Raw genomic sequence first — 20857 nt, 5'->3', positions numbered from 1 at the left:
ATTTAAACCTCCTCAGCGACCGATAAGTTCTCGTTTTCCAAAATATTGCTTTCTTCATCATCAAGTCCGAAAGCGACATTTTTCTCAATCCATTTTCGTCTCGGCTCAACTTTGTCGCCCATTAATGTCGTCACACGCCGTTCAGCACGAGCCGCATCATCGATTTTCACCCTGACAAGCGTTCTTGATTCCGGGTTCATTGTCGTTTCCCAGAGCTGATCTGCGTTCATTTCGCCGAGACCTTTATAGCGCTGGATCGTGTAGCCTTTTCCGACTTTTTTCAAAACATCGTCCATTTCTTCGTCAGACCATGCGTATTCAATGATTTCTTTTTTGCCTGACCCTTTGCTGACTTTATAAAGCGGCGGCAGTGCAATAAAAACCTTTCCATGCTCGATCAGTGGCTTCATATAGCGGTAGAAAAAGGTTAGCAGCAAGACTTGAATATGGGCGCCGTCTGTATCGGCATCGGTCATAATGATGACCTTGTCGTAATTGATATCGTCGATATTGAAATCGGCGCCGACTCCGCCGCCGATCGCATGAATAATCGTATTGATCTCTTCATTTTTAAAGATGTCGGCAAGCTTTGCTTTTTCCGTGTTGATGACTTTTCCGCGAAGCGGCAGGACAGCCTGGAATTTCCGATCCCTTCCCTGCTTGGCAGAGCCTCCGGCAGAATCCCCCTCAACAAGGTACAATTCGTTTTTGGCCGGATTTCTCGATTGGGCGGGTGTCAGCTTTCCGGAGAGCGTCGCCTCTGATTTCTTTCTTTTCTTCCCTGTTCTCGCCTCTTCCCTTGCTTTTCGGGCGGCTTCTCTCGCCTGTGCAGCTTTAATTGCTTTTTTGACAAGCAAAGTCGCCGTTTCTCTGTTTTCCTCCAGAAAATAGGCAAGCTGTTCAGAAACGATGGCATCCACCGCAGACCTCGCTTCACTGGTTCCAAGCTTTCCTTTTGTCTGCCCTTCAAATTGCAGAAGCTCCTCCGGAATGCGCACTGATACGATGGCCGCGAGCCCTTCCCGGATATCTGTTCCTTCCAGGTTTTTGTCCTTTTCTTTTAAAAGGGCCACTTTTCTCGCATATTCATTGAACGCGCGCGTCATCGCCGTTTTGGCGCCCGACTCATGGGTTCCGCCGTCTTTTGTCCTGACATTGTTGACAAACGAAAGAATGTTTTCGGAATAACCGTCGTTGAATTGAAAAGCGAAGTCGACTTCGATTCCGTTGTGCTCTCCTTCAAAAGACACCACTTCACATAAAGGGTCTTTTTCTTCATTTAAATAAGCGACAAAAGCTTCGATTCCGTTTTCATAAAGGAACGTTTCCTGTGTTTGGTTCCGTTCATCAATCAGTTCAATTTTTAAGCCTTTTAATAAAAAGGCGGATTCTCTCAATCGCTCTGAAAGCGTTTCAAAGTTATAGGTCGTCGTACTGAACATTTTTGGATCCGGCTTGAAGTGAATCAGGGTGCCGGTTTTTTTCGTCGTTCCGATTTTTTCAAGGGATGTCACCGGCTTCCCGCCGTTTTCAAAACGCTGCCTGTAGACGTTTCCGTCCCGTTCTATCGTGACCGTCAGCCATTCTGACAGGGCGTTTACGACAGATGCACCGACACCGTGAAGGCCTCCGCTCGTTTTGTAGCCGCCTTGGCCGAATTTCCCTCCGGCGTGAAGCACGGTCAAAATGATTTCGGGAGTTGGTTTGCCAAACTTATGCATTCCTGTGGGCATTCCCCGGCCTCTGTCTTGCACCGATATGCTATTGTCTTTATGTATTTTTACTATAATGTGATCCCCGTGCCCTGCCAGAACTTCATCAACGGAATTGTCGACGATTTCATAGACGAGGTGGTGCAGGCCGCGGCTGTCTGTTGAACCGATGTACATGCCGGGGCGCTTCCTGACCGCTTCAAGGCCTTCGAGCACCTGTATGGAATCATCATTATAGTCAACCTGCTGTTTTTTAACCAAATGCATAAACCCCTTTCAAAAATCAAACATTGCTTATAAAGAATAATACACACTCTGAAATATAAATCAAAGCGATATCTAATTCTTTTCCCTACATCGCTTTAAGAGTTGTCAGGAAAATGTCAAAAATGAGCGGCTGCATGGCACAATCGTCATTTTACACGAATCTCTCGAGGCTGCACAAGGCAGCTTAACGTAATATGGAAAAACATTCTTAAAAAAACTGTCCAAGACTTATTGTATCTTTTTCATAATAAATCGCAAATAGATTCTCGAATAAAAAAGACAAAAATCCTTGAAATCACAAGGATTTTTGTCTTTTTTAAGCTGATTTGGTCAATGCATGGGCCACTTTTATGCACAAATCCATAATAACTGTATAGCCCTTTTCGCTAAGCATCTGATAAGCTTCTTCACTGACAAGTCCCTGCTGTGCCCAAAATACGTCGGCATCTATTTCCAAAAACTCTTTGGCGACATCTGGAAGATGTTCCGATCGTCTGAACACATTAACAATATCGACATGGCCCTCAATATCTTTCAGCGAAGCCACCGCCTTTGCTCCGAGCACCTCATCGATTGTCGGGTTGACCGGGATAATCTCATACCCCGCATCCTGCATCGCTTTTGATACCATATAAGACGTTCTCTCGGGATTGTTTGATAGACCGACCACAGCAATTCGTCTGCTGTTCTCAAGGATTTTTTTAATTTCCTGTTTCGTTGGATTTTCCATCCTGCTTCAGCTCCTTTTATATTCAGTTTACATGAAACCGGACATGATATTCAAAGTTTTAATAGGCGCAGAGCGCATTATCTTGTATGATATATACGGTGCATCTAAAAGAAAAGCCGTCATGAAAGATGCCTCTCATGTTAAAATAAAGAGTAGGGATCATTTAAAAAGGAGAAATGAAATGTTAATTGCTTTATTATTGATTTTAGCCTATTTACTCGGCAGCATTCCATCCGGCTTGATTGTCGGCAAAGCTGCCAAAGGAATCGATATCAGAGAACACGGCAGCGGCAACCTCGGAGCCACAAATGCATTCCGGACGCTTGGGGTGAAAGCGGGTTCGATTGTCATTGCTGCGGATATTTTAAAAGGAACGCTCGCCGCTTATTTGCCGGCCTTCCTGCACATCGGCGTCCATCCTTTGCTGGCCGGTGTGGCCGCCGTCATCGGGCATATGTTCCCTGTTTTTGCAAAATTTAAAGGCGGAAAAGCCGTCGCTACGTCCGGAGGCGTAATGCTCTGCTATCAGCCTCTGCTGTTTGTCACAATGGTCGCGGTGTTTTTTCTGTTTTTATTTCTTACAAAGTACGTTTCACTGTCTTCTATTTTGACAGGCCTGTATACGACGATATACAGTCTGTTCACCAAAGACGTTTTTTTGGTGGCGGTTGTCGTCATTCTTACGGCATTTGTCATTTACAGACACCGGACAAACATTAAAAGAATTTTAAATAAAACCGAACCTAAAATAAAATGGATGTCAGGCAAAGGCTGATGCCTCCCTGCCTGACATCCGCCGCATGATAACGGAACATCAAATGTTCATGATCAAACCAATTCATTGTATACTAAATAAACAACACCATATTGAAACCATTAAAAAAGGAGTGCTTTCCCGTGAATTTGAAGATTAATGAAGAGGCGCTTAATTGGTATAAGGATGAGCTCGATTTGAAAAAAGGTGATCAAGTCCGCTTCTTTGTCCGTTACGGCGGTTGCAGCAATGTTCAAAAAGGATTTTCCCTTGGAGTTTCAAAAGATGAGCCGCAGCAAATCGGCGCGAGCGCGGAAGCGGACGGGATTACGTTTTTTATTGAGGAAAGCGATATTTGGTACTTCGACAACCACGATCTCTTTGTGACCTATAATGAATCTGCTGAAGAACCGGTTTTTGAATATCAGTAAAAAAGAACGCTTTTACAGCGTTCTTTTTTACGACGGACTATGGTCCTGCGTCTAAAGGCGGGTCAGCGTTCCTGAAGCCGAAACCGTCTGATGTGGCTGAAAAGCTTTTCTTTTGTTAAAATCTCGATTTGCTTTTGGCCCATTAAATCAAAATGGGGAAATTCGCTTCTTCGGTCGATCCATTCCTTTTTCAAACCGTACTGTTTTCCCCAGGCGGCAAGCTTCTCAATATTTTGACAGCCTGCTTTTGTCACAGTGCGGGCGTCGGGAAACCTGTCATCGAGCCAATAATGCGTTAAAAACGCGATCTCTCCGTTCTGGACCGCCCGCTTCCATGTATAGAGCTCCTGTCTGTTAATTCCGAAAGCCATTTATTTTTTGGCCTCTTCATACGCCTGATGCCATTCAGGATAAAGCTTCCTGAATTGAAGCGGCTTAAAGCTGCCCCGATCGACGCAAATATGGGACGATGTCCCCTTTACAGCGGTTTCTCCATTCGAATTGAAAATCTCATACCCATAAACGGTCTTAAATCCGTTGTACTCTTCAATCCATGTATGTACGGACGCTGTTTCTCCGTAGCGAAGCGGTTTTATGTATCGAACGCTGACATCGACAACCGGTGACAGAACGCCGTCTTTTTCCATTTCCGCGTAGGAAAAGCCGAGGTCTTTAATGAGAGCCGTCCGTCCTACCTCCATCCAAATAAGATAGTTCGCGTGGTAGACTACGCCCATTTGATCTGTTTCAGCATATCGGACTTCAATTTCTTTTTTTGAGACGAACAAATTCCTCTACTCCCTTATAAAAAATGTATATTCCATTTTAGCATAAGCCCTTGATAAAAACACGATTGGCGGCTTCCATTTGCGGCATGGAAAAAACCAGGTTGCCCTGGTTTATTGATCATATCCTTGTTTTCGAGCTTGAGCTTCGTCTTGGATTTCGCTGCGCATTGCCTCAATGCTTTCATTCCGGCGCTCATTTTTTTCGCGGATCTGCCTCTGTTCTTCATTGCTTGCAAATGACAGCTGTTCTTCGGATTCCTCGATGTTTTCAATCGTGTTCTGTACCATGTCCTGAAGCTTTTCAACATTGTCAGATCTGTCATCCGGATTGTGTTTCATCATTCGAACCCCTCCTTTTAAAAAACTACTCACCTTTTGTCTGCATAATAATCGGAGTTTCCCCTGATTTATCATGCATCTTTTTTCCTTTGTTGCGCTTATATTCAACCGGCTTTGTCCCAAGGTGGCTCGGGGCAAATTTCGCCTGTTTGTCATGCTCTCTCGGCACATCTATCCCTCCTTTTAAGAAATAGGATTCTCAAAAAGAGGCGTAAACATGAATTGATTTTTAAAAAGTCATTTCAGCCTGAATTTCTCTTCAAGCTTGTCTTCCAGCTGATCGAGAAACTCCTGGTTGGTTAAAAGCTCTTTTTTGTTTTCTGAGACAAGTTCTTCAAATGTACGCCTTTTTGTTTTTTTCATGTTGAATCACCTCCAGATGATTCTCATTTTCTCCATTTTTTTGACAATATAAGCAAAAAGCCGGGATTTTTTATAATCCCAGCCTTTTTTCCATTTCGTTTTTTGTCATCGTTCCCAAGACGATGTCTTCAATGATTCCGCTTTCATTTATGATAAATGAAGTTGGATACGAAAAAATCCCGTATTTTGCATTGATCCCCTCTTGATCAAGTACGATCGGAAACGTTAAATCAAGGCTGCCGGAAAATTCTTCCACCTCCTTGCTGTTTTTTTCAGATGAGGTAAAATTAACTGCCAAAACGGCGATATTTTTATGATCGTTTTGCAGCTTTTCCATATCGGGCATTTCTGTTTTGCACGGTTTGCACCAGGTCGCCCAAAAATTCAACAGCACTTTTTTTCCTTTAAAATCAGATAATGAAATGTCTCCGTCTTTTAAAGAGGACAGCGTAAAATCCGGCGCTTTTTCTCCTTTTTCAATCCCGATGTCGGCTTTGTTGTTGATAGCAAAGTTCCACACCGCAAATCCGGCCAACAGAAGAAGCAAGGCGGCAGCCAGCAATTTTTTTACCATCGGCACCTCCAAACATAAGGCATGTCATCTGACAAAAAGAAGAGAAAGCAACTGCTCTCTCTTCCTTCATTCAGACTACTGTTTCATTTTATTGCGGAGAACCATCTGCAGAATTCCGCCATGGCGGTAATAGTCGATTTCCACTTCACTGTCAAAGCGGACAACGGCTTCAAATGATGTCACCGTTCCATCTTCGCTGATCGCTTTTACTGGGACAAGATCGCGCGGACGAACCGTTTCGTTAACATCCACTTCAATTGTTTCTTTTCCGGTCAAACCAAGTGTTTCAGCGTTTTCTCCGTCTTTGAATTGAAGCGGAAGCACGCCCATCAGGACAAGGTTGCTTCTGTGGATTCTTTCAAAGCTTTCAGCAATAACGGTTTTAATGCCGAGAAGATTTGTTCCTTTTGCCGCCCAGTCGCGCGAAGACCCCATTCCATAATCTTTGCCGGCGATGACAACCAAACCTGTGCCGCTTTCTTTATACTTCATGCAAGCATCATATATCGACATGACTTCACCGGTAGGCCAATAGGTTGTATATCCGCCTTCTGTTCCAGGAGCAATTTGGTTTTTGATTCTGATATTGGCGAATGTTCCTCTCATCATGACTTCATGGTTGCCTCGGCGTGAACCATATGAGTTGAAATCTCTTGGAGAAACGCCTTTTTCCTGCAGGTACTTTCCAGCCGGTGTATCCTTGCCGATGGCTCCCGCCGGAGAAATATGGTCTGTTGTGACAGAGTCTCCGAACTTGCCGACAACACGCAGACCTTTCAGCGGTTCCACCACTCCCGGCTCGACTGACATGTTTTCAAAGAACGGCGGGTTTTGGATGTAAGTAGATGCTTCATCCCATTTGTAAAGGGCTTCATCTGTTGTTTCGATCGCATTCCAGCGTTCGTTGTCATCAAACACGCGCTCATACTCTTTTCTGAACAGCTCAGGCGTAACGGTTTGCTTCACGACTTTATTAATTTCGTCCATCGTCGGCCAAATATCGTTGAAGTATACGTTTTGCCCGTCTTTTCCGACTCCGATCGGTTCTTTTTTCAAATCGATGTCGACCGTTCCAGCCAGTGCATAGGCGACGACTAGCGGCGGAGAAGCCAAATAGTTTCCTTTGACAAGCGGGTGGATCCGTCCTTCAAAGTTACGGTTTCCGGACAGAACGGACGTTACCAGCAGATCGTTGTCAGCTACTGCTTTCTCGATCTCAGGCGCTAACGGACCTGAGTTTCCGATACAGGTGGTACAGCCGTATCCGACGATGTTAAAGCCGAGTTCGCGCATATATGGAAGCAGCCCGGAGTTGACCAGATAACCTGTGACGACTTTTGAACCCGGTGCAAGCGATGTTTTCACATAATTAGGCACTTGTAAGCCCAGCTCTACCGCTTTTTTGGCAACGAGCCCAGCACCGATTAAGACGTAAGGGTTTGACGTATTCGTACAGCTTGTGATCGCAGCGATTGCGATCGCACCCGTTTTCATGACCGCTTCCTCACCGTTTTCAAGCTTAAACTTGATTTCTTTGTCGGCTTCAGAAGCGTCCAGGCCAAATCCCTGGTTGCCGGCAGGGCTTACCAAATGCTTGTGGAACGTTTCTTTCATTTCGGTCAGCGGGATTAAATCCTGAGGGCGCTTCGGACCTGAAAGGTTCGCTTCAACTTTTGACAAGTCAATTTCGACGATGTCTGTAAACACAGGATCTTCTTGATCAGGTGTGTAGAACAAACCGTTTTGGCGGCAGTATTCTTCAACAACCGCAATGTGCTCTTCATCGCGGCCTGTTAAGCGCATGTATTCCAACGCCTCTTCATCAACCGGGAAGAAGCCGCAAGTCGCCCCGTATTCAGGAGCCATGTTGGCGATCGTTGCTCTGTCAGCAAGCGGCAGCTCTGCCACACCCGGTCCGAAGAATTCGACAAACTTTCCGACTACGCCTTTTTCGCGAAGCACCTGCGTCACTTTCAAAGCAAGGTCTGTCGCTGTTGTACCGTTTGGAAGCTTGCCGACCAGTTTCGCTCCAATAACTTCAGGCACAGGGAAATAAGAAGGCTGTCCAAGCATGCCCGCTTCAGCTTCAATTCCGCCGACGCCCCATCCAAGAACGCCGATTCCGTTAATCATCGTCGTATGCGAGTCAGTGCCGACAAGTGTGTCAGGGTAAGTGACGATTTCGCCGTCTTCTTCAATAGCATGGACGACATTCGCCAAATACTCGAGGTTCACCTGGTGGACGATACCAGTCGCAGGCGGAACGGCCTGATAGTTGTTAAACGCTTTTTTCGCCCAGCTTAAAAATTTATAACGTTCTGCATTTCGTTCGAATTCAAGGTCCATATTGACGGTCAGCGCGTCGTCAGTGCCGGCTTTGTCGACCTGTACAGAGTGGTCGATGACAAGGTCAACAGGAATTTCCGGATTGATTTTATCCGGATCTCCGCCGACTTCGGCCATCGCTTTTCTTAATGAAGCGAGGTCTACAACGGCAGGTACACCGGTGAAATCCTGCAAAATAACCCGGGAAGGTTTAAAAGGAACATCAATGTCTTTTAATTCGGCAGTGCCCCATCTTGCCAAATTTTTAACATGCTCCTCCGTAATGACTCTTCCGTCGACTTGACGAAGGACAGACTCCAGCAGAACCTTGATGGAATAAGGCAGTTTAGACACTTTTCCAATTCCTTGATCCTCTAATGCTTTTAAAGAATAATAGCTGTACGTTTTACCTTGTACAGAAAACGTTTTTCTTGATTGAAAAGCGTCTTTTTTCGCGATTTGCTGCTGTTTCGCCATTTCTCCAAAATCCCCCTTTAAAGATCAAGATCATATACCAGAAAAATCGGCATATTTCACCACAATTTTCTCACAATTTAATCTTAAAACAATTTTAAACATAAGTAAATATCAATGTTTTTATTAAATTCAATAAGAATGCCTTATACTTTTAAAAAAGTTTATTTTATTGGAAATACATTTTTTTATACAAAGCGGTGAGCGCGGATATACTACAGTCTGAGGTGATCGCATTGGCAAAACGAAAAGCAAACCATGTCATAAACGGGATGAACAATGCAAAAAGACAAGGGAATGGCGCAGGCTATATTGAGAATGATCAGCACATCCTGACCGAAGCCGAACGCCAGAACAATAAAAAGCGCAAAACGAATCAGTAACGATCCTACAGTCCAAGGAGGTCAAAGCATTGACAAACAAAAATGACGGCAAAGATATGCGCAAAAATGCACCGAAAGGCGCTCAGCCCGGCCAGCCTGAACCGCTGAGCGGAAGCAAAAAAGTAAAAAACCGCAACCACACAAGGCAAAAACACAACTCACATCACGATATGTAAGATGAAACAGCCTGCGCCAGCTAAAGCTTGTCCGCAGGCTGAGTTCTCCTCCGGCAACAGCGAACGCCCGCACAGATGGCAAGCGGTCCGTCCCCTAATGATCTCCAGCCTTGCTGCCCGGAAGTCTTTTCACAAATATTCAAAACCGCGCATAGCTTATCATAAGGCTAGGTATGGAGGAATGCTTCAATGACAAACGTGAAACGGTCCGATTCCTCGGAATTTGATGAAGAATGGCTGAAGCAGTTTTTTGATGATCCTTTTGCCCTTTATGATGAAACCATTCCGCTTGATCTGTATGAAACGAGTACAGCCTATATAATTGAAGCAGATTTAACCAATATAACCCCCGCCAACCTTCACATGACATTTTCAGGTTATGATTTCACACTTTCTGTTAAAACCGATGAACAGGCTTACGAAAAGACCATGATGCTTCCTTTTTTCCTCAATGACAAACAAATTGAAACCGAATATCAAAATCATATCCTCTCTGTTAAAATCAACAAACAAGGAAGCCAAGATGAAGCTTCTGTTTCTTTCAATATTCCTTTCCAAGAATAAAAAGAACCCCGTCTGGCTAGCCCGGACGGGGTTTTTCCGTTCACCCGCCAAATATCCTCTAGCAATCCCCCATGGCCGAAAAGGAGAGTTGCTATACAATAGACTATGTTCTAGCAACTCTTTTGATTAGGTGTTATCACCAGTTTATAATATTTTTTCTATGTTCTTCTAAATGTGGTTCATGTAAAATAGTCTGTAGATAAAGGAGTGATGATAGATGCTGGAAGGTTGGTTTTTATGGCTGATGCTGTTTTGGATCGTCACGATGGTCGTCCTTTTATCGATCGGCGGATTTTTCATGTTTCGCAAATTTTTAAAGCGCCTTCCAAAAGAGGACGGAAAGTCAGAGCTTGACTGGCAGGACTACTACATTGAACAGACAAGACACATGTGGAAACAAGAAGAAAAAGATTTGCTTGATGAGCTTGTTTCTCCGGTTCCCGAGTTGTTTCGCGATATCGCCAAAGCGAAAATCGCCGGGAAAATCGGTGAATTGGCTTTGAAAGAAAACGCCCGTTCAATCAATAAAGATTTAATCGTCAGAGGCTATATTATGGCCACACCGAAAAGGGATCATAAGTTTCTTCTCAAACGCCTGAAAGAAAAAAATATTGATCATTCTCCATATCAAGCGCTTTTTAAATAAAACAAAACCTTTCCTGATGTGCGGAAAGGTTTTGTTTTAGTTCACCTGTATATTGTTCGCCGAGTCGAGTTGACTTGAAAGTTTTCTGAAGGATAAATACATGGCGATACGCCATGGAACGATCATCCCAAAAGCCAGAATCCAAAACATTCCGCTGAGCGCCCCGTAATCAATCGATGTGCTCAGAATGCTTTTCATGCCGATCCGGATCACAAGCAGGGCGATTAAAATAAATACAAATGCCTTGGAGCGCTTCAAGTAAATCTTATCTTCCCTGATTTCAAATTTCGATGTTTTAATCAAGAAAATCGAAAAAAACATTCCTACGGTTATGGCTTCCAAAAATTCTGCCCCTGTAACATGAAACATTGGAAATAAAAACATCAAAGCGCCTGTGCTCATAAAGATCGGCGGCAAAATAATTTTTTTGGCCGTAGCCGGTTTTTCAGATGACTTGATTCTGACAGCCATGACAATGACGGCCATCAAGACAGCAAGTATAGATGAAACCACAATCATCATACATATCATCCCTTTATCTAAGCGAATTTCTCTACTTGTTACTATACTCCAAAACGGAGAAAAAAACCAATCCTGCGGTTGCCTGGCTTATGCGTTACCCAATACAAGCCGAATGGCTTCCAGCACTTTTGCCTCTTCAAAAGGTTTGACAATAAAGTCTTTTGCCCCGGCCTCGATCGCTTCGACGACAATCCGCTGCTGGCGCATGGCCGTACACATAATCACCTTTACTTTCGGATCAATCTCGATCATTTCCTTTAACGCTTCGATTCCGTTTTTCACAGGCATCGTAATGTCCATGATCACCAAGTCCGGTCTCAGCTTTTGGTACAACAGTACGGCGTCTTTTCCATTCCCGGCTTCCCCTGCGACTTGAAAGTTCTCCGTTTCAAGTATTTCTCTGATTTTGTCTCTCATAAATTTTGTGTCATCAACAATTAATACCCTTGTCATACTCCCCTCCAACATCACGATTGATTATAGCAAAATCCATATCCAAAAAGGCTTCTAAAAGCCCCTAAAATCGCCGAACAGCTCTGATAACACAATGATGATTTTCGTCATCCAGTCAAAAAACAAAAGGACTCCGATCAAAACCATGGCGGCTCCTCCAATCTTCATGATCAAAAGCTGATGATTGCGGAACCATTTCATCTTTGAAATGAAAAAGGACAGCAGCAAAAACGGCAGGCTGAATCCAAGCGCGTAAAGCAGCATATATGGCACTGCAGATACCGGATTGGTACCGGCCAGCGCGATAACGGCTGCCAATATCGGCCCCGTGCACGGCGTCCAGCCGGCCGCAAATGCCATTCCAATGCCGACGGACCCCAGGAGCCCGCCCGGCCTGTTTTTCAATTGGAGACGCCGTTCCTTCATTAAAAACGCCGGCTTAAAAACGCCCAGCGTGACAAAACCGAAAAAGACAATCAATATAGCGCCAAGCTGCCTGATCAGATTGTGGTACTCTTTAAAAAAAGAGCCGATAAGCGATGTCCCGTAGCCCAGGGCAACAAAAATAACCGAAAAGCCAATCAGAAAAAACACCGTATGCAGCAGGCTTCTCTTTTGCAGCATAAGCCTGTCTGTATGGATTTCTCTCATGCTGACACCTGTAATGTAGGATAAAAATGCCGGATACAGCGGCAGACAGCAAGGTGAAATAAACGATAGGAATCCGGCGCCGAAAGCCAGCACATAATTAATATCTGCCATTCCCCCTCCTCCTTCCATCTATTGGAATATCATACAGAAAAATCATCTCTTATGACATTTCCATTTCAATTTCCTAACATATCACCAAAAAGGATTTCGATTTTCCGAATTCATTTATATAATCAATTTTGGCAATTTCCCCTTCTCACCTTTAGAATTGAAAAGAAACCTATATATGGATATAATAGCATTTAGTAGGCATCGGAAAAGATGAGTTATACAGAAGAAAGGATAAATTTCTGTGATGAAAGAAAACCTGCTTCATGAAATTGAGGAAAAAAGAAAAGAGCTGCTGCAAATCGTCATGACAAACGGCATGACATCACATGTTACCCTTCAGCACAGCCAGCAGCTGGATATCCTTCTCTTGGAATACCAAAAACTATCGCTCAGCGGCAGCACCCAATAATTATAGATCAAAATAAAAAACCCAGAAAGCGGGTTTTTTATTTTATAACCATGTTCCTTCTATGTCATAATCGCATTCGTATTATTTCGTTTGATTTTCCATGGCTTTCATCATTTGGTTAATTTTCTTTTGCGACGGCTTCATGCCCATCTGCATCATCATCATACGTAACATTTGTTCATTAATTGGCGGATTCTTTTTCAAATAGTTCATCATATATTTACGAGCGATGAAAAATCCAAGTGCAACTCCTGCGAGCAATGCCAAAACGCCCACTAGGATGACAACCCATAAATCCATTTAACTTCCTCCTTCATGTTGTCTCGTATAAAGTGTACTAAACCAAAGGCTATTATACAACATTTACAGTCCAAATTCTTTTTTTTATATAAAATTTCTTTCTTTGACGGGGTTCAGCCATCCGTAGCGCTTCATACCAAAATCCATTGCGAGAAAACAAGGGCTTACTTTCCTTAATATTTCAAAAAAGACGGTTTCCACATCGAACTTGCCGTTTGCTAAAATTTCGATATAGCGATCTTTCATAATAAAAGAAGCGCTGCCCTCCGGAACCAGCAGTCTGTAAATACAGTCAACCTGTGTATATTCCGCTCTGCTGAGGTTCATTTTAAGCCTTTTGTGGATATGAGAAACCGGAATCGGCTTTGTAATATACTCGATTTGCCTGGAAGCCAGCTGAGATTTTGTTTCCTCGGGGCTTGTCCAATGATAATCATAGAAAAGCTTGAACATGACAGATTCCTTCCCAAAATAGTGGCTGGCAAATTCCTCTTCAATCAGATACGTATAATAATGGCGTTCCATCCCTGCTCATCCCCCTCGGTATCACGATTCTGATGATATATGTCTTCTATTATACAAGAGGGGACAAGAAATAATTGTCTGATGATGATAAAAGAAGGGACTAATTTTGTCGAAAACCAAAAAAGAGAATGATCATCAAGATCATTCTCTTCTCTATTTGTTAATTATTTTTGTAAAAGTTTTTTCACGCGGTCTGCCACGTTTTCTGCCGTAAAGCCGTATTCCTTCATAATGGTTTCTCCAGGAGCGGATGCACCAAATTGATCGATGGCGAGAATATCTCCTTCAGTGCCCGTGTATTTGTCCCATCCTAGCGGGGAACCCATTTCAATTGCAAGACGCTTCGTCACATCAGACGGAAGAACAGCGTTTTTGTAATCTTGAGGCTGCTTGTCGAAGCGGTCCCAAGACGGAACGCTGACGACAGATACGTCAATGCCTTCTTTGCGGAGTTCGCTTTGTGCGTCGACCGCAAGTCCGACCTCTGATCCGCTCGCAAGGAGAATCGCGGCGGGTTTTTCATTTTGAGATTTTGAAACGACATAGGCTCCTCTTTCAACGCCTTCATATGCCGCTTGGCCAGACTGGTCGATCGTCGGCAGGTTTTGGCGCGTCAGTACGAGAGCGGTCGGCTGATCTTTCGATTGCAGCGCAAGCTTCCATGCAGCAGCTGTTTCATTTCCGTCCGCAGGTCTGATGACAGACAGGTTTGGAAGAGCGCGAAGCGATGCAAGCTGTTCAATCGGCTCGTGCGTCGGGCCGTCTTCTCCCACCGCGATGCTGTCATGGGTAAATACATATGTGACCGGAAGTCCCATAAGTGCAGCAAGGCGAATCGCCGGTCTCAAGTAGTCTGAGAAGACGAAGAATGTGCCTGCAAATACCCGCAGACCGCCATGGAGAGCCATCCCGTTTAAAGCGGCCCCCATCGCAAATTCGCGAACGCCGAACCAAATGTTTCTGCCGGCATAGTCCTTCGCTGAAAAATCGCCGCCGTTTTTGATCGTTGTTTTATTGGAGCCGGCCAAATCGGCGGAACCGCCAAAGAAAAATGGAACTTGTTTTGCAATCCCGTTCAGCACTTCTCCTGATGAAGCGCGGGAAGCAAGGCTGCTTCCTTTTTCATATACAGGAATTTCTTTATCCCAGCCAGACGGGAGATCTCCTTTTATGCCTAATTCCAGCTGCTCCGCAAGATCAGGATAAGCTTTTTTATAGGCGGAGAAGAGCTCGTTCCATTCCTGCTCTTTGCGTTTGCCGTCTTCTTTTACCGTTTCACGGAAGTGGTCGTACACTTCGGAAGGAACATAAAAATCTTCTTCATATGTCCACTCGTATGCTTCTTTCGTCAGCTTGGCCTCTTCTGAGCCAAGAGGAGCGCCGTGAACGCCTGAAGTTCCCGCACGGTTTGGAGAACCGTAGCCGATCGTTGTTTTTACTTCAATTAATGTCGGCTGCTTCTCATTTTGCTTCGCCTTTTCAAGGGCTGCTGTAATTTCAGCAATATTATTTCCGTCTTCCACATAGAGTACTTCCCAGTTCATCGCTTCAAAGCGCTGCTTGACATTTTCGGAGAAGGAGCGGTTCAGCTCTCCGTCAAGGGAAATATCGTTGGAATCATACAGCACGATTAAACGGCCGAGCTTCAGATGGCCAGCAAGAGAAGCCGCTTCTGATGATATTCCTTCCATTAAGTCTCCGTCACCGCAAATGCTGTATGTATAATGGTCGACAACACGATACTCGTCACGATTATAAGTTTCCGCAAGGTGGCGTTCTGCAAGAGCCATACCGACCGCCATTGCGATTCCTTGTCCAAGCGGGCCTGTCGTCGCATCAACCCCAGGAGTATGTCCAAATTCAGGGTGCCCAGGCGTTTTGCTGCCCCATTGCCGGAAATTCTTTAAGTCATCCATTGAAACGTCATATCCGCTTAAATGAAGCATGCTGTACAACAGCATAGAACCGTGTCCGGCAGATAGCACAAAGCGGTCTCTGTTGAACCAATTAGGATTCTCAGGGTTTACATTCATCATTTTAGTCCAAAGCGCATAAGCCATTGGAGCAGCCCCCATCGGCATGCCTGGATGGCCGGATTTGGCTTTTTCGATAGCATCTATGGATAGTGTTCGTATCGTTGCTACAGACTTTAATTCAATCGTTTTCATTTTTATCCCCTTCCTGTATGTACTCTACTTTCTTATCATAAATCTACCCATCAGTTTTCACAACCATTTCAGCTCAAAAGCTGAATGAAAAAATCATGAATTTTTGTCATGCTTTCCTTATTGTTCATCAATAGTATATACAAAAAGGGAATACGATATTGGCGTATTCCCTGAAATTAATGCAGCCTGCGGCTTCTTTTTTCCTTTTTCAGCTTTTCGGGAGTTACATCATTGCCCTCCGGATCTACGATCGTTACGTTTTTCAAAGTATTTTTCATAGATGCGCGGACTCCCTTCAGATATTCTTGGCGAAGCTGCTGCTGTTCGGCTTTTTCTTCGTCTGTTAAAGAGCCAGTTTTTGATTTTTTGGCAAGCTCTTTAATTCTGGCTATTTTTTCTTTAGAAATCATGGTAAACTCCTTTAATCTGTTTAATCTTCATACTACTAAATTCGCTCTCATTTGACAACAGATTGGTCTGATCCGCCCTCTTTAAATTCCTGGTAGCGGCGGTGAACAGTTGCTTTGGAAATGCTGTAGCCAAAACCTCTTAGAACCGCTGCAATCTCGGCAAACGTCAGCTTGTTTTCCCTCAGCCTGATGATTTCCGACAACGGGGCTTCTATCCGCTCCCTGCCGGTTCCTTCATGCTGATTTTTCAAGTTTTTCTCCGGACGGTATCCGTTTTCGACCGCTTTTTTCATGCCCCTTTTTATTTTCAGATTATGGATCTTCCGCTGATATTCTTCCACAATGCCGACAATCTCCAAAACCATTGAGTCTGCTTCTGAAAGTTCCAGCTGTCCCCTGTGGGCCAATGTGTAGATTTGGACACCTTCTTTATATAAACAGTGAAGCAGCGCGATTTTTGCATTGCCTCTGCCGAGCCGCGTGTCATCCTGAATTAAAACGGCGTCGACATCAGACGTTTTTATCTCTTCAAGCAAATCGAGGACGCCGTCGCGATCCAGCTCATATCCGCTCGCCTGTTCGGAAATGACTTTCAAAACGGTCATCCCGTGCTCGGCGGCAAGCATTGCAAGCTCTTCTTCCTGCCGTTTTAAGGAGGTCTCCTGCTGTTCTTTCGCCGTGCTCACCCTGGTGTATATAATCGCATTCACGGAAATCCCCCCCATTCCTGTTACTCTACCACAGCCAGCTGATATTGGTCAGAGTGCTGCTTGGTTACCGGCACGACTAAAACATCGCCGGGTTGGATAACGGATGTCGGCAAATCGTTTTGTTCGGCAACCCACTCGATGAATTTTTGCCTGTCGGCGGCTTTTCCTCCTTGAATGCGGTCTGCCAGCCCCCATAACGAATCCCCTTCTTGAACTTCTATTTTAACATATTGCTTGTTTTCTTCGATCTTAGCGGCAAAAGACATAAACAGAATACAAATGCTAATCCCGACGGTAAAGAGACTAACGAAAATGAATGATTCTTTTTTCAAATCGATCACCTCAAACAGAATATTTGTTCGCTTTTAGTGACTTCAGTATACATACGAACAAATGTTTCTGTCAATCGTTTTTTTCGAACCTATGTTTGTACTCAAAGGAAAAACATGCTATAATCTAGCTAAAATCGACGTTTTGAGGTGCAAAACATGACGAAGCTATCAAAAAGACAACTTGATATTTTGCGTTTCATAAAGGAAGAAGTGAAGCGCAAAGGCTATCCGCCTTCCGTGAGGGAGATTGGCGAAGCGGTCGGCCTGGCATCAAGTTCAACCGTACACGGCCATTTGGCAAGGCTTGAAACAAAGGGGCTGATCAGAAGGGACCCGACAAAGCCGAGAGCGATTGAAATCCTGGACACTGAAGAAGGAGTCCACATTCCGAAAAACCAGGTTGTCAATGTTCCCGTCATCGGAAAGGTGACGGCCGGAACACCGATTACCGCCGTCGAAAATATCGAGGAGTACTTTCCGCTTCCGGATCGCCTGGCTCCGCCGGACGAGCATGTTTTCATGCTGGAGATTATGGGGGAAAGCATGATAGACGCAGGAATATTGGATAAAGACTATGTGATTGTGAAACAGCAGAACACGGCAAACAACGGTGACATCGTCGTCGCCATGACCGAGGACGATGAAGCGACCGTCAAACGGTTTTTCAAGGAAGCGAACCATATCCGCCTGCAGCCGGAGAACCCGACGATGGAGCCGATCATTCTGCAAAATGTAACCATTCTCGGAAAAGTGATCGGCGTTTTCCGCACCGTCCATTAAAAGGGGAAGCTCTTCTTGCTGCCGGTTATTCCGGCAGCTTTTTTGCATAAAAAAATCAGGTTCATATCCGGACCCGTTTTGGGAGGATGAACCTGAAAAGAGGAATTCATAATATGCTTACAACATCATTATCTCCGATATCATATTTCCAGTCAACAAAAAAGTTGCATAAAGGAAACTTTTTTTAGGCTTCGCCGGAACTGCCGGCCCCGGAACCTGCCCTTGCCATCTAGCTCAGCATGTCCCGCCGATCTCTCCCGATAGTGAATGTTTGGCACTCCAGTTGTGAATGAAATATGGAGAAATGTCTCTTCTGCCCGTCTTGCCCGCTATTTAATCATGACAAGCGCGATCCCGTATCCTTTTTCAAGGCTGTAAGGAGCGGTTATTTTCATCACTTTCCAAGAACCTGCGCCAGCCCTTGTCCCGATTCCGTTAAGCGCCTTGATGTAATCGCCTTGTTGTACCGTGCCGTCAATCCGTACATACTGCCGTCCCAAAAGGCCAACGACATGCCATTGGTCTCCGGCAGCCCGCAGAAAACGGCTCGCTTCCAGAGTTTCATCAAAGTCGGGATTTATTTTCGGGATGCGAATCGTCTCCCCTGTTTCTTCATCAATCGCGTTCTCTTCAATCAATCCGCCGAATTCGTTCGTCAAATAGCGTTCCTGCCGGGCGAACCCCAATTCTCCCGAAATAAAAGCGACCGTTTCCGAAATAACCCCCAGCATGTCATCCCCTGCTTGGGCCGGTGCGATTTTTTCTCCTCTTAACGCCACAATGGTGCCTGTTTCGATGAGCTGCCCGTTTTCACTTTCAAAATACTCTCCGTATCCGGTTAAGGAAGACCTGACAGAACCCGCAAATGTTCCATTCCCGTAAAGGGAATCCAGAAGCCATTTAATTGACTGGTATCCCCCGGCTACTGTGTACGGCTCTTCAAGCGTAATGCTTTCAGAGGACAGTATCGTTCTGGATACGCTGTTTCCTTTAATATGAGAGTTGTTTGAAGCGGTGATAAAGGCGCGGGAGCCCTCTGTGCTGGAACCGCCTGAAGACCCGATGACGGCATTTCTTTCGCCTTTGGCCGTAATATCGCCTGTTCCTGCGATGACGGCGCTTGATGGCTCAAACGCAAAGCCTGAGGTGGTGGCAATTTGCGCTCCGCCCTTTAAGCTGACGGGTACCTGCTGGTAGGTTTGCCCTTTAATGGATGCAGCCGCATCATACCCCTCTGCGAGAACGCCGACGACCACGGCCTGGCTGTTCGGTGTCTGAATTCCTACTGTACCGCCATCGGCTATCATCGTTCCATTCATAATATTGACATTATAAAGCCCGCCGCCAATCGAGATTCCTTTTGGAGCGGAATGATAAATATCGAAGTTTGAAATTTTGACATGATCGGTTTTATTTGCCCCGCCTGACAGATTGATATCGACGCCGGCCTTTTTAAATCCGCGGATTTTGATGCCGTTGATCGTGATGTTTTGACTGCGGTACTGCAAGGCTACCACCGGATTGCCTCCATAGTCGTATTCCGGATTGCCGATCGCTGTGAATCCGCTTACATAAACATTCTTATATGCTGAAATAACGAGTGCCCTTGGCGTTATGCCATCATACAGCGAGTTAAAGACCGGTTCGACAGCCGTGCAATCAATAAGCGTGACATCGTACGCTGTGGTGCTTTCAGGATCTGTAGCCTGATGATGGCCGATATGGCGAAGGTCAAATGCACGGGTATCGCGGTATGAGACATGCCCGATAATATGGACGTTTTGAGAAGCCGGCCACATGTCGTGCGCTTTGACCTCAACCCCGCGGATGTTTCCGCTTGTAACATTATTCAAAAGCCAGACATGCTTGGAACCGTCGTCAATTTCTATCCCATTGGAGTTGGACGCCCCTTCGGCATGCTCTGTCCCGCGCGGATTTGCCGAATGACAGTTTGAAATAAAAATGTATTCGCTGTAATGCGTTGTGATCCCGTCATCACCCGCGCCATATGCCACACAATTATCGATCCAAATATATTTCGAGCCGTCCTTTGTCCAGTCGGTTTCAGGAGAATGATCATATGTCGGCGACGTAATGTCAATGCCGTGAAGACCTGCATTGACGGCTTCGACATCTTTGATCCAGCCGAACTCCACTTTGGCAAGCGTTAAACAGCTTGAATACTGCCCGCCGGGATTTCTTACCCCGCCTTGCCTGTCCGGATTCCAGTCCAATGTCATCCCCTGGACGAAAATATTTCGGTTCCCATTTTGATAATCATCATTTGTGATCACCCATTCATATGCGGGTGCATCTTCATGAAGTTTAATGACAGTTACGCCTTTTCCTTGTCCGACAAAATACGTCCAGGACGGAAGCTTGATTCCCTGAACGAGATATACGCCTGCCGGAACGTTTATTTTGACGTGTCCATTGCCAATCGCTTTGCGAAACGCTTCTGTATTATCTCTTCCATCGGCAACGGCTCCAAAATCTTCGACATTTACCTCCCGGGTGATTTTGCTGAGAAGCTTTTCATATTCCTTGTCAAGCCGCTCTTTTAACACCGAGGTGATCTCGCCTTCAGCCGTCACCCTTGCATCTGTTACTTCAACGCTTTGAGAAGTCCCTGCATGCTGTATAAGATTATCCATCCTTGCTTTGAGCTGCTCCATTTCTGTAAGTGCAAAGGAATCCTCATCAATACGAGTCCGCAATCCCGCATGTAGAGACAGATCAGAAGGTTTCTTGAAATTGACCATTAAAAGACACCTCTTTCTTATAATATAAGCGTTGAAATGTGGGGCGGAAAAACCGCGGTCTTTCATTACAGGATCAGTAATTTCCGCCTTCTTTTTCAAAGTTATAATTAGCCGTCCATGGTCAAAACTCCTCTGCCAAACATGATGATTCGTAAAAAAAGATGGAGAACATTTATGGTACCCCATCCTTTCATGTAA

At 45.0% G+C, this 20857-nt stretch carries 27 protein-coding genes; 8 read left to right on the top strand and 19 right to left on the bottom strand.

All coding sequences use genetic code 11. The features are described from left to right. Positions 1–2: 2 nt before the first annotated feature. Positions 3–1973 carry a DNA topoisomerase IV subunit B gene (gene parE / locus R5H20_RS11785; RefSeq protein WP_006637046.1) on the bottom strand — a complete coding sequence of 657 codons (1971 nt, stop codon included), beginning with the start codon at positions 1971–1973 and terminating at the stop codon, positions 3–5. 322 nt (positions 1974–2295) lie between these two features. Continuing rightward, positions 2296–2709: a CoA-binding protein gene (locus R5H20_RS11780; protein WP_006637045.1), complete on the bottom strand. Its 414-nt coding sequence runs from the start codon at positions 2707–2709 to the stop codon at positions 2296–2298. Between the two features lie 181 nt (positions 2710–2890). On the opposite strand from R5H20_RS11780, the gene plsY reads away from it, so the two are divergent. Together plsY and R5H20_RS11770 are read left to right on the top strand one after the other, a co-directional pair. Next, positions 2891–3484 (top strand): glycerol-3-phosphate 1-O-acyltransferase PlsY, encoded by a 594-nt coding sequence (gene plsY / locus R5H20_RS11775; protein ID WP_006637044.1) that lies wholly within the window; start codon positions 2891–2893, stop codon positions 3482–3484. Positions 3485–3606: 122 nt separating this feature from the next. Next, positions 3607–3894: a HesB/YadR/YfhF family protein gene (locus R5H20_RS11770; RefSeq protein WP_006637043.1), complete on the top strand. Its 288-nt coding sequence runs from the start codon at positions 3607–3609 to the stop codon at positions 3892–3894. 62 nt (positions 3895–3956) lie between these two features. On the opposite strand, the gene R5H20_RS11765 is transcribed toward R5H20_RS11770, so the two are convergent. The 7 genes from R5H20_RS11765 to acnA form a co-directional block, all read right to left on the bottom strand. Next, complete coding sequence (locus R5H20_RS11765) at positions 3957–4265, bottom strand: hypothetical protein (RefSeq protein WP_006637042.1); 309 nt, start codon at positions 4263–4265, stop codon at positions 3957–3959. After that, entirely contained in the window at positions 4266–4682 is a 417-nt protein-coding gene (locus tag R5H20_RS11760; protein WP_006637041.1) for a YbgC/FadM family acyl-CoA thioesterase, read from the bottom strand. A gap of 111 nt (positions 4683–4793) precedes the next feature. Further along, positions 4794–5021, bottom strand: coding sequence for a small acid-soluble spore protein Tlp (gene tlp / locus R5H20_RS11755; protein ID WP_087962492.1), 228 nt, complete (start codon positions 5019–5021; stop codon positions 4794–4796). Between the two features lie 25 nt (positions 5022–5046). Continuing rightward, positions 5047–5190 (bottom strand): acid-soluble spore protein N, encoded by a 144-nt coding sequence (locus R5H20_RS11750; protein ID WP_006637039.1) that lies wholly within the window; start codon positions 5188–5190, stop codon positions 5047–5049. A gap of 68 nt (positions 5191–5258) precedes the next feature. Continuing rightward, positions 5259–5384, bottom strand: a complete 126-nt coding sequence (locus R5H20_RS11745) for an FbpB family small basic protein (RefSeq protein ID WP_006637038.1) — start codon at positions 5382–5384, stop codon at positions 5259–5261. A 70-nt stretch (positions 5385–5454) separates the two neighbouring features. Next, positions 5455–5958, bottom strand: a complete 504-nt coding sequence (locus tag R5H20_RS11740; RefSeq protein ID WP_006637037.1) for a redoxin domain-containing protein — start codon at positions 5956–5958, stop codon at positions 5455–5457. 75 nt (positions 5959–6033) lie between these two features. Then, entirely contained in the window at positions 6034–8760 is a 2727-nt protein-coding gene (acnA, locus tag R5H20_RS11735; protein ID WP_006637036.1) for an aconitate hydratase AcnA, read from the bottom strand. 233 nt (positions 8761–8993) lie between these two features. On the opposite strand from acnA, the gene sspO reads away from it, so the two are divergent. The 4 genes from sspO to R5H20_RS11715 all read left to right on the top strand — a co-directional run bounded on the left by sspO (position 8994) and on the right by R5H20_RS11715 (position 10526). Then, positions 8994–9140 carry a small acid-soluble spore protein SspO gene (sspO, locus tag R5H20_RS11730; protein ID WP_003182252.1) on the top strand — a complete coding sequence of 49 codons (147 nt, stop codon included), beginning with the start codon at positions 8994–8996 and terminating at the stop codon, positions 9138–9140. Positions 9141–9169: 29 nt separating this feature from the next. Then, positions 9170–9316, top strand: coding sequence for a small acid-soluble spore protein P (locus R5H20_RS11725; RefSeq protein ID WP_006637035.1), 147 nt, complete (start codon positions 9170–9172; stop codon positions 9314–9316). 189 nt (positions 9317–9505) lie between these two features. Next, positions 9506–9880: an Hsp20/alpha crystallin family protein gene (locus R5H20_RS11720; protein ID WP_006637034.1), complete on the top strand. Its 375-nt coding sequence runs from the start codon at positions 9506–9508 to the stop codon at positions 9878–9880. Positions 9881–10097: 217 nt separating this feature from the next. Continuing rightward, positions 10098–10526, top strand: coding sequence for a DUF2621 domain-containing protein (locus R5H20_RS11715; RefSeq protein WP_006637033.1), 429 nt, complete (start codon positions 10098–10100; stop codon positions 10524–10526). A gap of 36 nt (positions 10527–10562) precedes the next feature. On the opposite strand, the gene R5H20_RS11710 is transcribed toward R5H20_RS11715, so the two are convergent. From R5H20_RS11710 to R5H20_RS11700, 3 genes are all read right to left on the bottom strand, one after another. Further along, positions 10563–11057: a CcdC family protein gene (locus R5H20_RS11710; RefSeq protein ID WP_087962490.1), complete on the bottom strand. Its 495-nt coding sequence runs from the start codon at positions 11055–11057 to the stop codon at positions 10563–10565. Between the two features lie 78 nt (positions 11058–11135). Continuing rightward, on the bottom strand, positions 11136–11501 hold the full coding sequence (locus R5H20_RS11705; RefSeq protein WP_006637031.1) for a response regulator: 366 nt from the start codon (positions 11499–11501) through the stop codon (positions 11136–11138). Between the two features lie 54 nt (positions 11502–11555). Then, positions 11556–12263 carry a cytochrome c biogenesis protein CcdA gene (locus R5H20_RS11700; protein ID WP_006637030.1) on the bottom strand — a complete coding sequence of 236 codons (708 nt, stop codon included), beginning with the start codon at positions 12261–12263 and terminating at the stop codon, positions 11556–11558. 244 nt (positions 12264–12507) lie between these two features. Between R5H20_RS11700 and R5H20_RS11695 the strand changes: the two genes are divergently transcribed. Then, entirely contained in the window at positions 12508–12672 is a 165-nt protein-coding gene (locus R5H20_RS11695; RefSeq protein ID WP_006637029.1) for an aspartyl-phosphate phosphatase Spo0E family protein, read from the top strand. Between the two features lie 81 nt (positions 12673–12753). Here R5H20_RS11695 and R5H20_RS11690 read toward each other — a convergent pair whose 3' ends face one another. The 6 genes from R5H20_RS11690 to yneA form a co-directional block, all read right to left on the bottom strand. Continuing rightward, positions 12754–12972, bottom strand: coding sequence for a YneF family protein (locus tag R5H20_RS11690; protein ID WP_003182236.1), 219 nt, complete (start codon positions 12970–12972; stop codon positions 12754–12756). 84 nt (positions 12973–13056) lie between these two features. Next, positions 13057–13497, bottom strand: a complete 441-nt coding sequence (gene sirA / locus R5H20_RS11685; RefSeq protein ID WP_006637028.1) for a sporulation inhibitor of replication protein SirA — start codon at positions 13495–13497, stop codon at positions 13057–13059. 164 nt (positions 13498–13661) lie between these two features. Then, entirely contained in the window at positions 13662–15665 is a 2004-nt protein-coding gene (gene tkt / locus R5H20_RS11680; RefSeq protein ID WP_006637027.1) for a transketolase, read from the bottom strand. A 176-nt stretch (positions 15666–15841) separates the two neighbouring features. Beyond that, positions 15842–16075: a DUF896 domain-containing protein gene (locus R5H20_RS11675; protein WP_006637026.1), complete on the bottom strand. Its 234-nt coding sequence runs from the start codon at positions 16073–16075 to the stop codon at positions 15842–15844. Between the two features lie 47 nt (positions 16076–16122). Beyond that, positions 16123–16785, bottom strand: a complete 663-nt coding sequence (locus tag R5H20_RS11670; protein ID WP_006637025.1) for a YneB family resolvase-like protein — start codon at positions 16783–16785, stop codon at positions 16123–16125. Between the two features lie 20 nt (positions 16786–16805). Beyond that, a complete protein-coding gene (gene yneA, locus R5H20_RS11665) occupies positions 16806–17117 on the bottom strand; it encodes a cell division suppressor protein YneA (protein ID WP_006637024.1) in 312 nt (103 codons plus the stop codon). Between the two features lie 156 nt (positions 17118–17273). Between yneA and lexA the strand changes: the two genes are divergently transcribed. Continuing rightward, positions 17274–17897 (top strand): transcriptional repressor LexA, encoded by a 624-nt coding sequence (gene lexA, locus R5H20_RS11660; RefSeq protein WP_006637023.1) that lies wholly within the window; start codon positions 17274–17276, stop codon positions 17895–17897. Positions 17898–18226: 329 nt separating this feature from the next. On the opposite strand, the gene R5H20_RS11655 is transcribed toward lexA, so the two are convergent. Continuing rightward, positions 18227–20659: a peptidase G2 autoproteolytic cleavage domain-containing protein gene (locus R5H20_RS11655; RefSeq protein WP_006637022.1), complete on the bottom strand. Its 2433-nt coding sequence runs from the start codon at positions 20657–20659 to the stop codon at positions 18227–18229. Between the last annotated feature and the right edge of the window lie 198 nt (positions 20660–20857).

It is taken from the genome of Bacillus sp. KICET-3, assembly GCF_033261025.1.
Taxonomy (GTDB): domain Bacteria; phylum Bacillota; class Bacilli; order Bacillales; family Bacillaceae; genus Bacillus; species Bacillus sonorensis.
The sequence above is the reverse complement of the archived record's forward strand: the minus strand, read 5'-3'. Positions and strand labels throughout refer to the sequence as shown.

Coding starts and splice junctions, on each gene's coding strand:
- sirA (WP_006637028.1), bottom strand. CDS start 13,497: ATGGAACGCCATTATTATACGTATCTGATTGAAGAGGAATTTGCCAGC.
- tkt (WP_006637027.1), bottom strand. CDS start 15,665: ATGAAAACGATTGAATTAAAGTCTGTAGCAACGATACGAACACTATCC.
- plsY (WP_006637044.1), top strand. CDS start 2,891: ATGTTAATTGCTTTATTATTGATTTTAGCCTATTTACTCGGCAGCATT.
- lexA (WP_006637023.1), top strand. CDS start 17,274: ATGACGAAGCTATCAAAAAGACAACTTGATATTTTGCGTTTCATAAAG.
- R5H20_RS11695 (WP_006637029.1), top strand. CDS start 12,508: ATGAAAGAAAACCTGCTTCATGAAATTGAGGAAAAAAGAAAAGAGCTG.
- R5H20_RS11780 (WP_006637045.1), bottom strand. CDS start 2,709: ATGGAAAATCCAACGAAACAGGAAATTAAAAAAATCCTTGAGAACAGC.
- R5H20_RS11765 (WP_006637042.1), bottom strand. CDS start 4,265: ATGGCTTTCGGAATTAACAGACAGGAGCTCTATACATGGAAGCGGGCG.
- tlp (WP_087962492.1), bottom strand. CDS start 5,021: ATGAAACACAATCCGGATGACAGATCTGACAATGTTGAAAAGCTTCAG.
- R5H20_RS11720 (WP_006637034.1), top strand. CDS start 9,506: ATGACAAACGTGAAACGGTCCGATTCCTCGGAATTTGATGAAGAATGG.
- R5H20_RS11700 (WP_006637030.1), bottom strand. CDS start 12,263: ATGGCAGATATTAATTATGTGCTGGCTTTCGGCGCCGGATTCCTATCG.
- R5H20_RS11740 (WP_006637037.1), bottom strand. CDS start 5,958: ATGGTAAAAAAATTGCTGGCTGCCGCCTTGCTTCTTCTGTTGGCCGGA.
- R5H20_RS11715 (WP_006637033.1), top strand. CDS start 10,098: ATGCTGGAAGGTTGGTTTTTATGGCTGATGCTGTTTTGGATCGTCACG.
- acnA (WP_006637036.1), bottom strand. CDS start 8,760: ATGGCGAAACAGCAGCAAATCGCGAAAAAAGACGCTTTTCAATCAAGA.
- R5H20_RS11675 (WP_006637026.1), bottom strand. CDS start 16,075: ATGATTTCTAAAGAAAAAATAGCCAGAATTAAAGAGCTTGCCAAAAAA.
- R5H20_RS11705 (WP_006637031.1), bottom strand. CDS start 11,501: ATGACAAGGGTATTAATTGTTGATGACACAAAATTTATGAGAGACAAA.
- R5H20_RS11690 (WP_003182236.1), bottom strand. CDS start 12,972: ATGGATTTATGGGTTGTCATCCTAGTGGGCGTTTTGGCATTGCTCGCA.
- R5H20_RS11745 (WP_006637038.1), bottom strand. CDS start 5,384: ATGAAAAAAACAAAAAGGCGTACATTTGAAGAACTTGTCTCAGAAAAC.
- R5H20_RS11710 (WP_087962490.1), bottom strand. CDS start 11,057: ATGATATGTATGATGATTGTGGTTTCATCTATACTTGCTGTCTTGATG.
- R5H20_RS11655 (WP_006637022.1), bottom strand. CDS start 20,659: ATGGTCAATTTCAAGAAACCTTCTGATCTGTCTCTACATGCGGGATTG.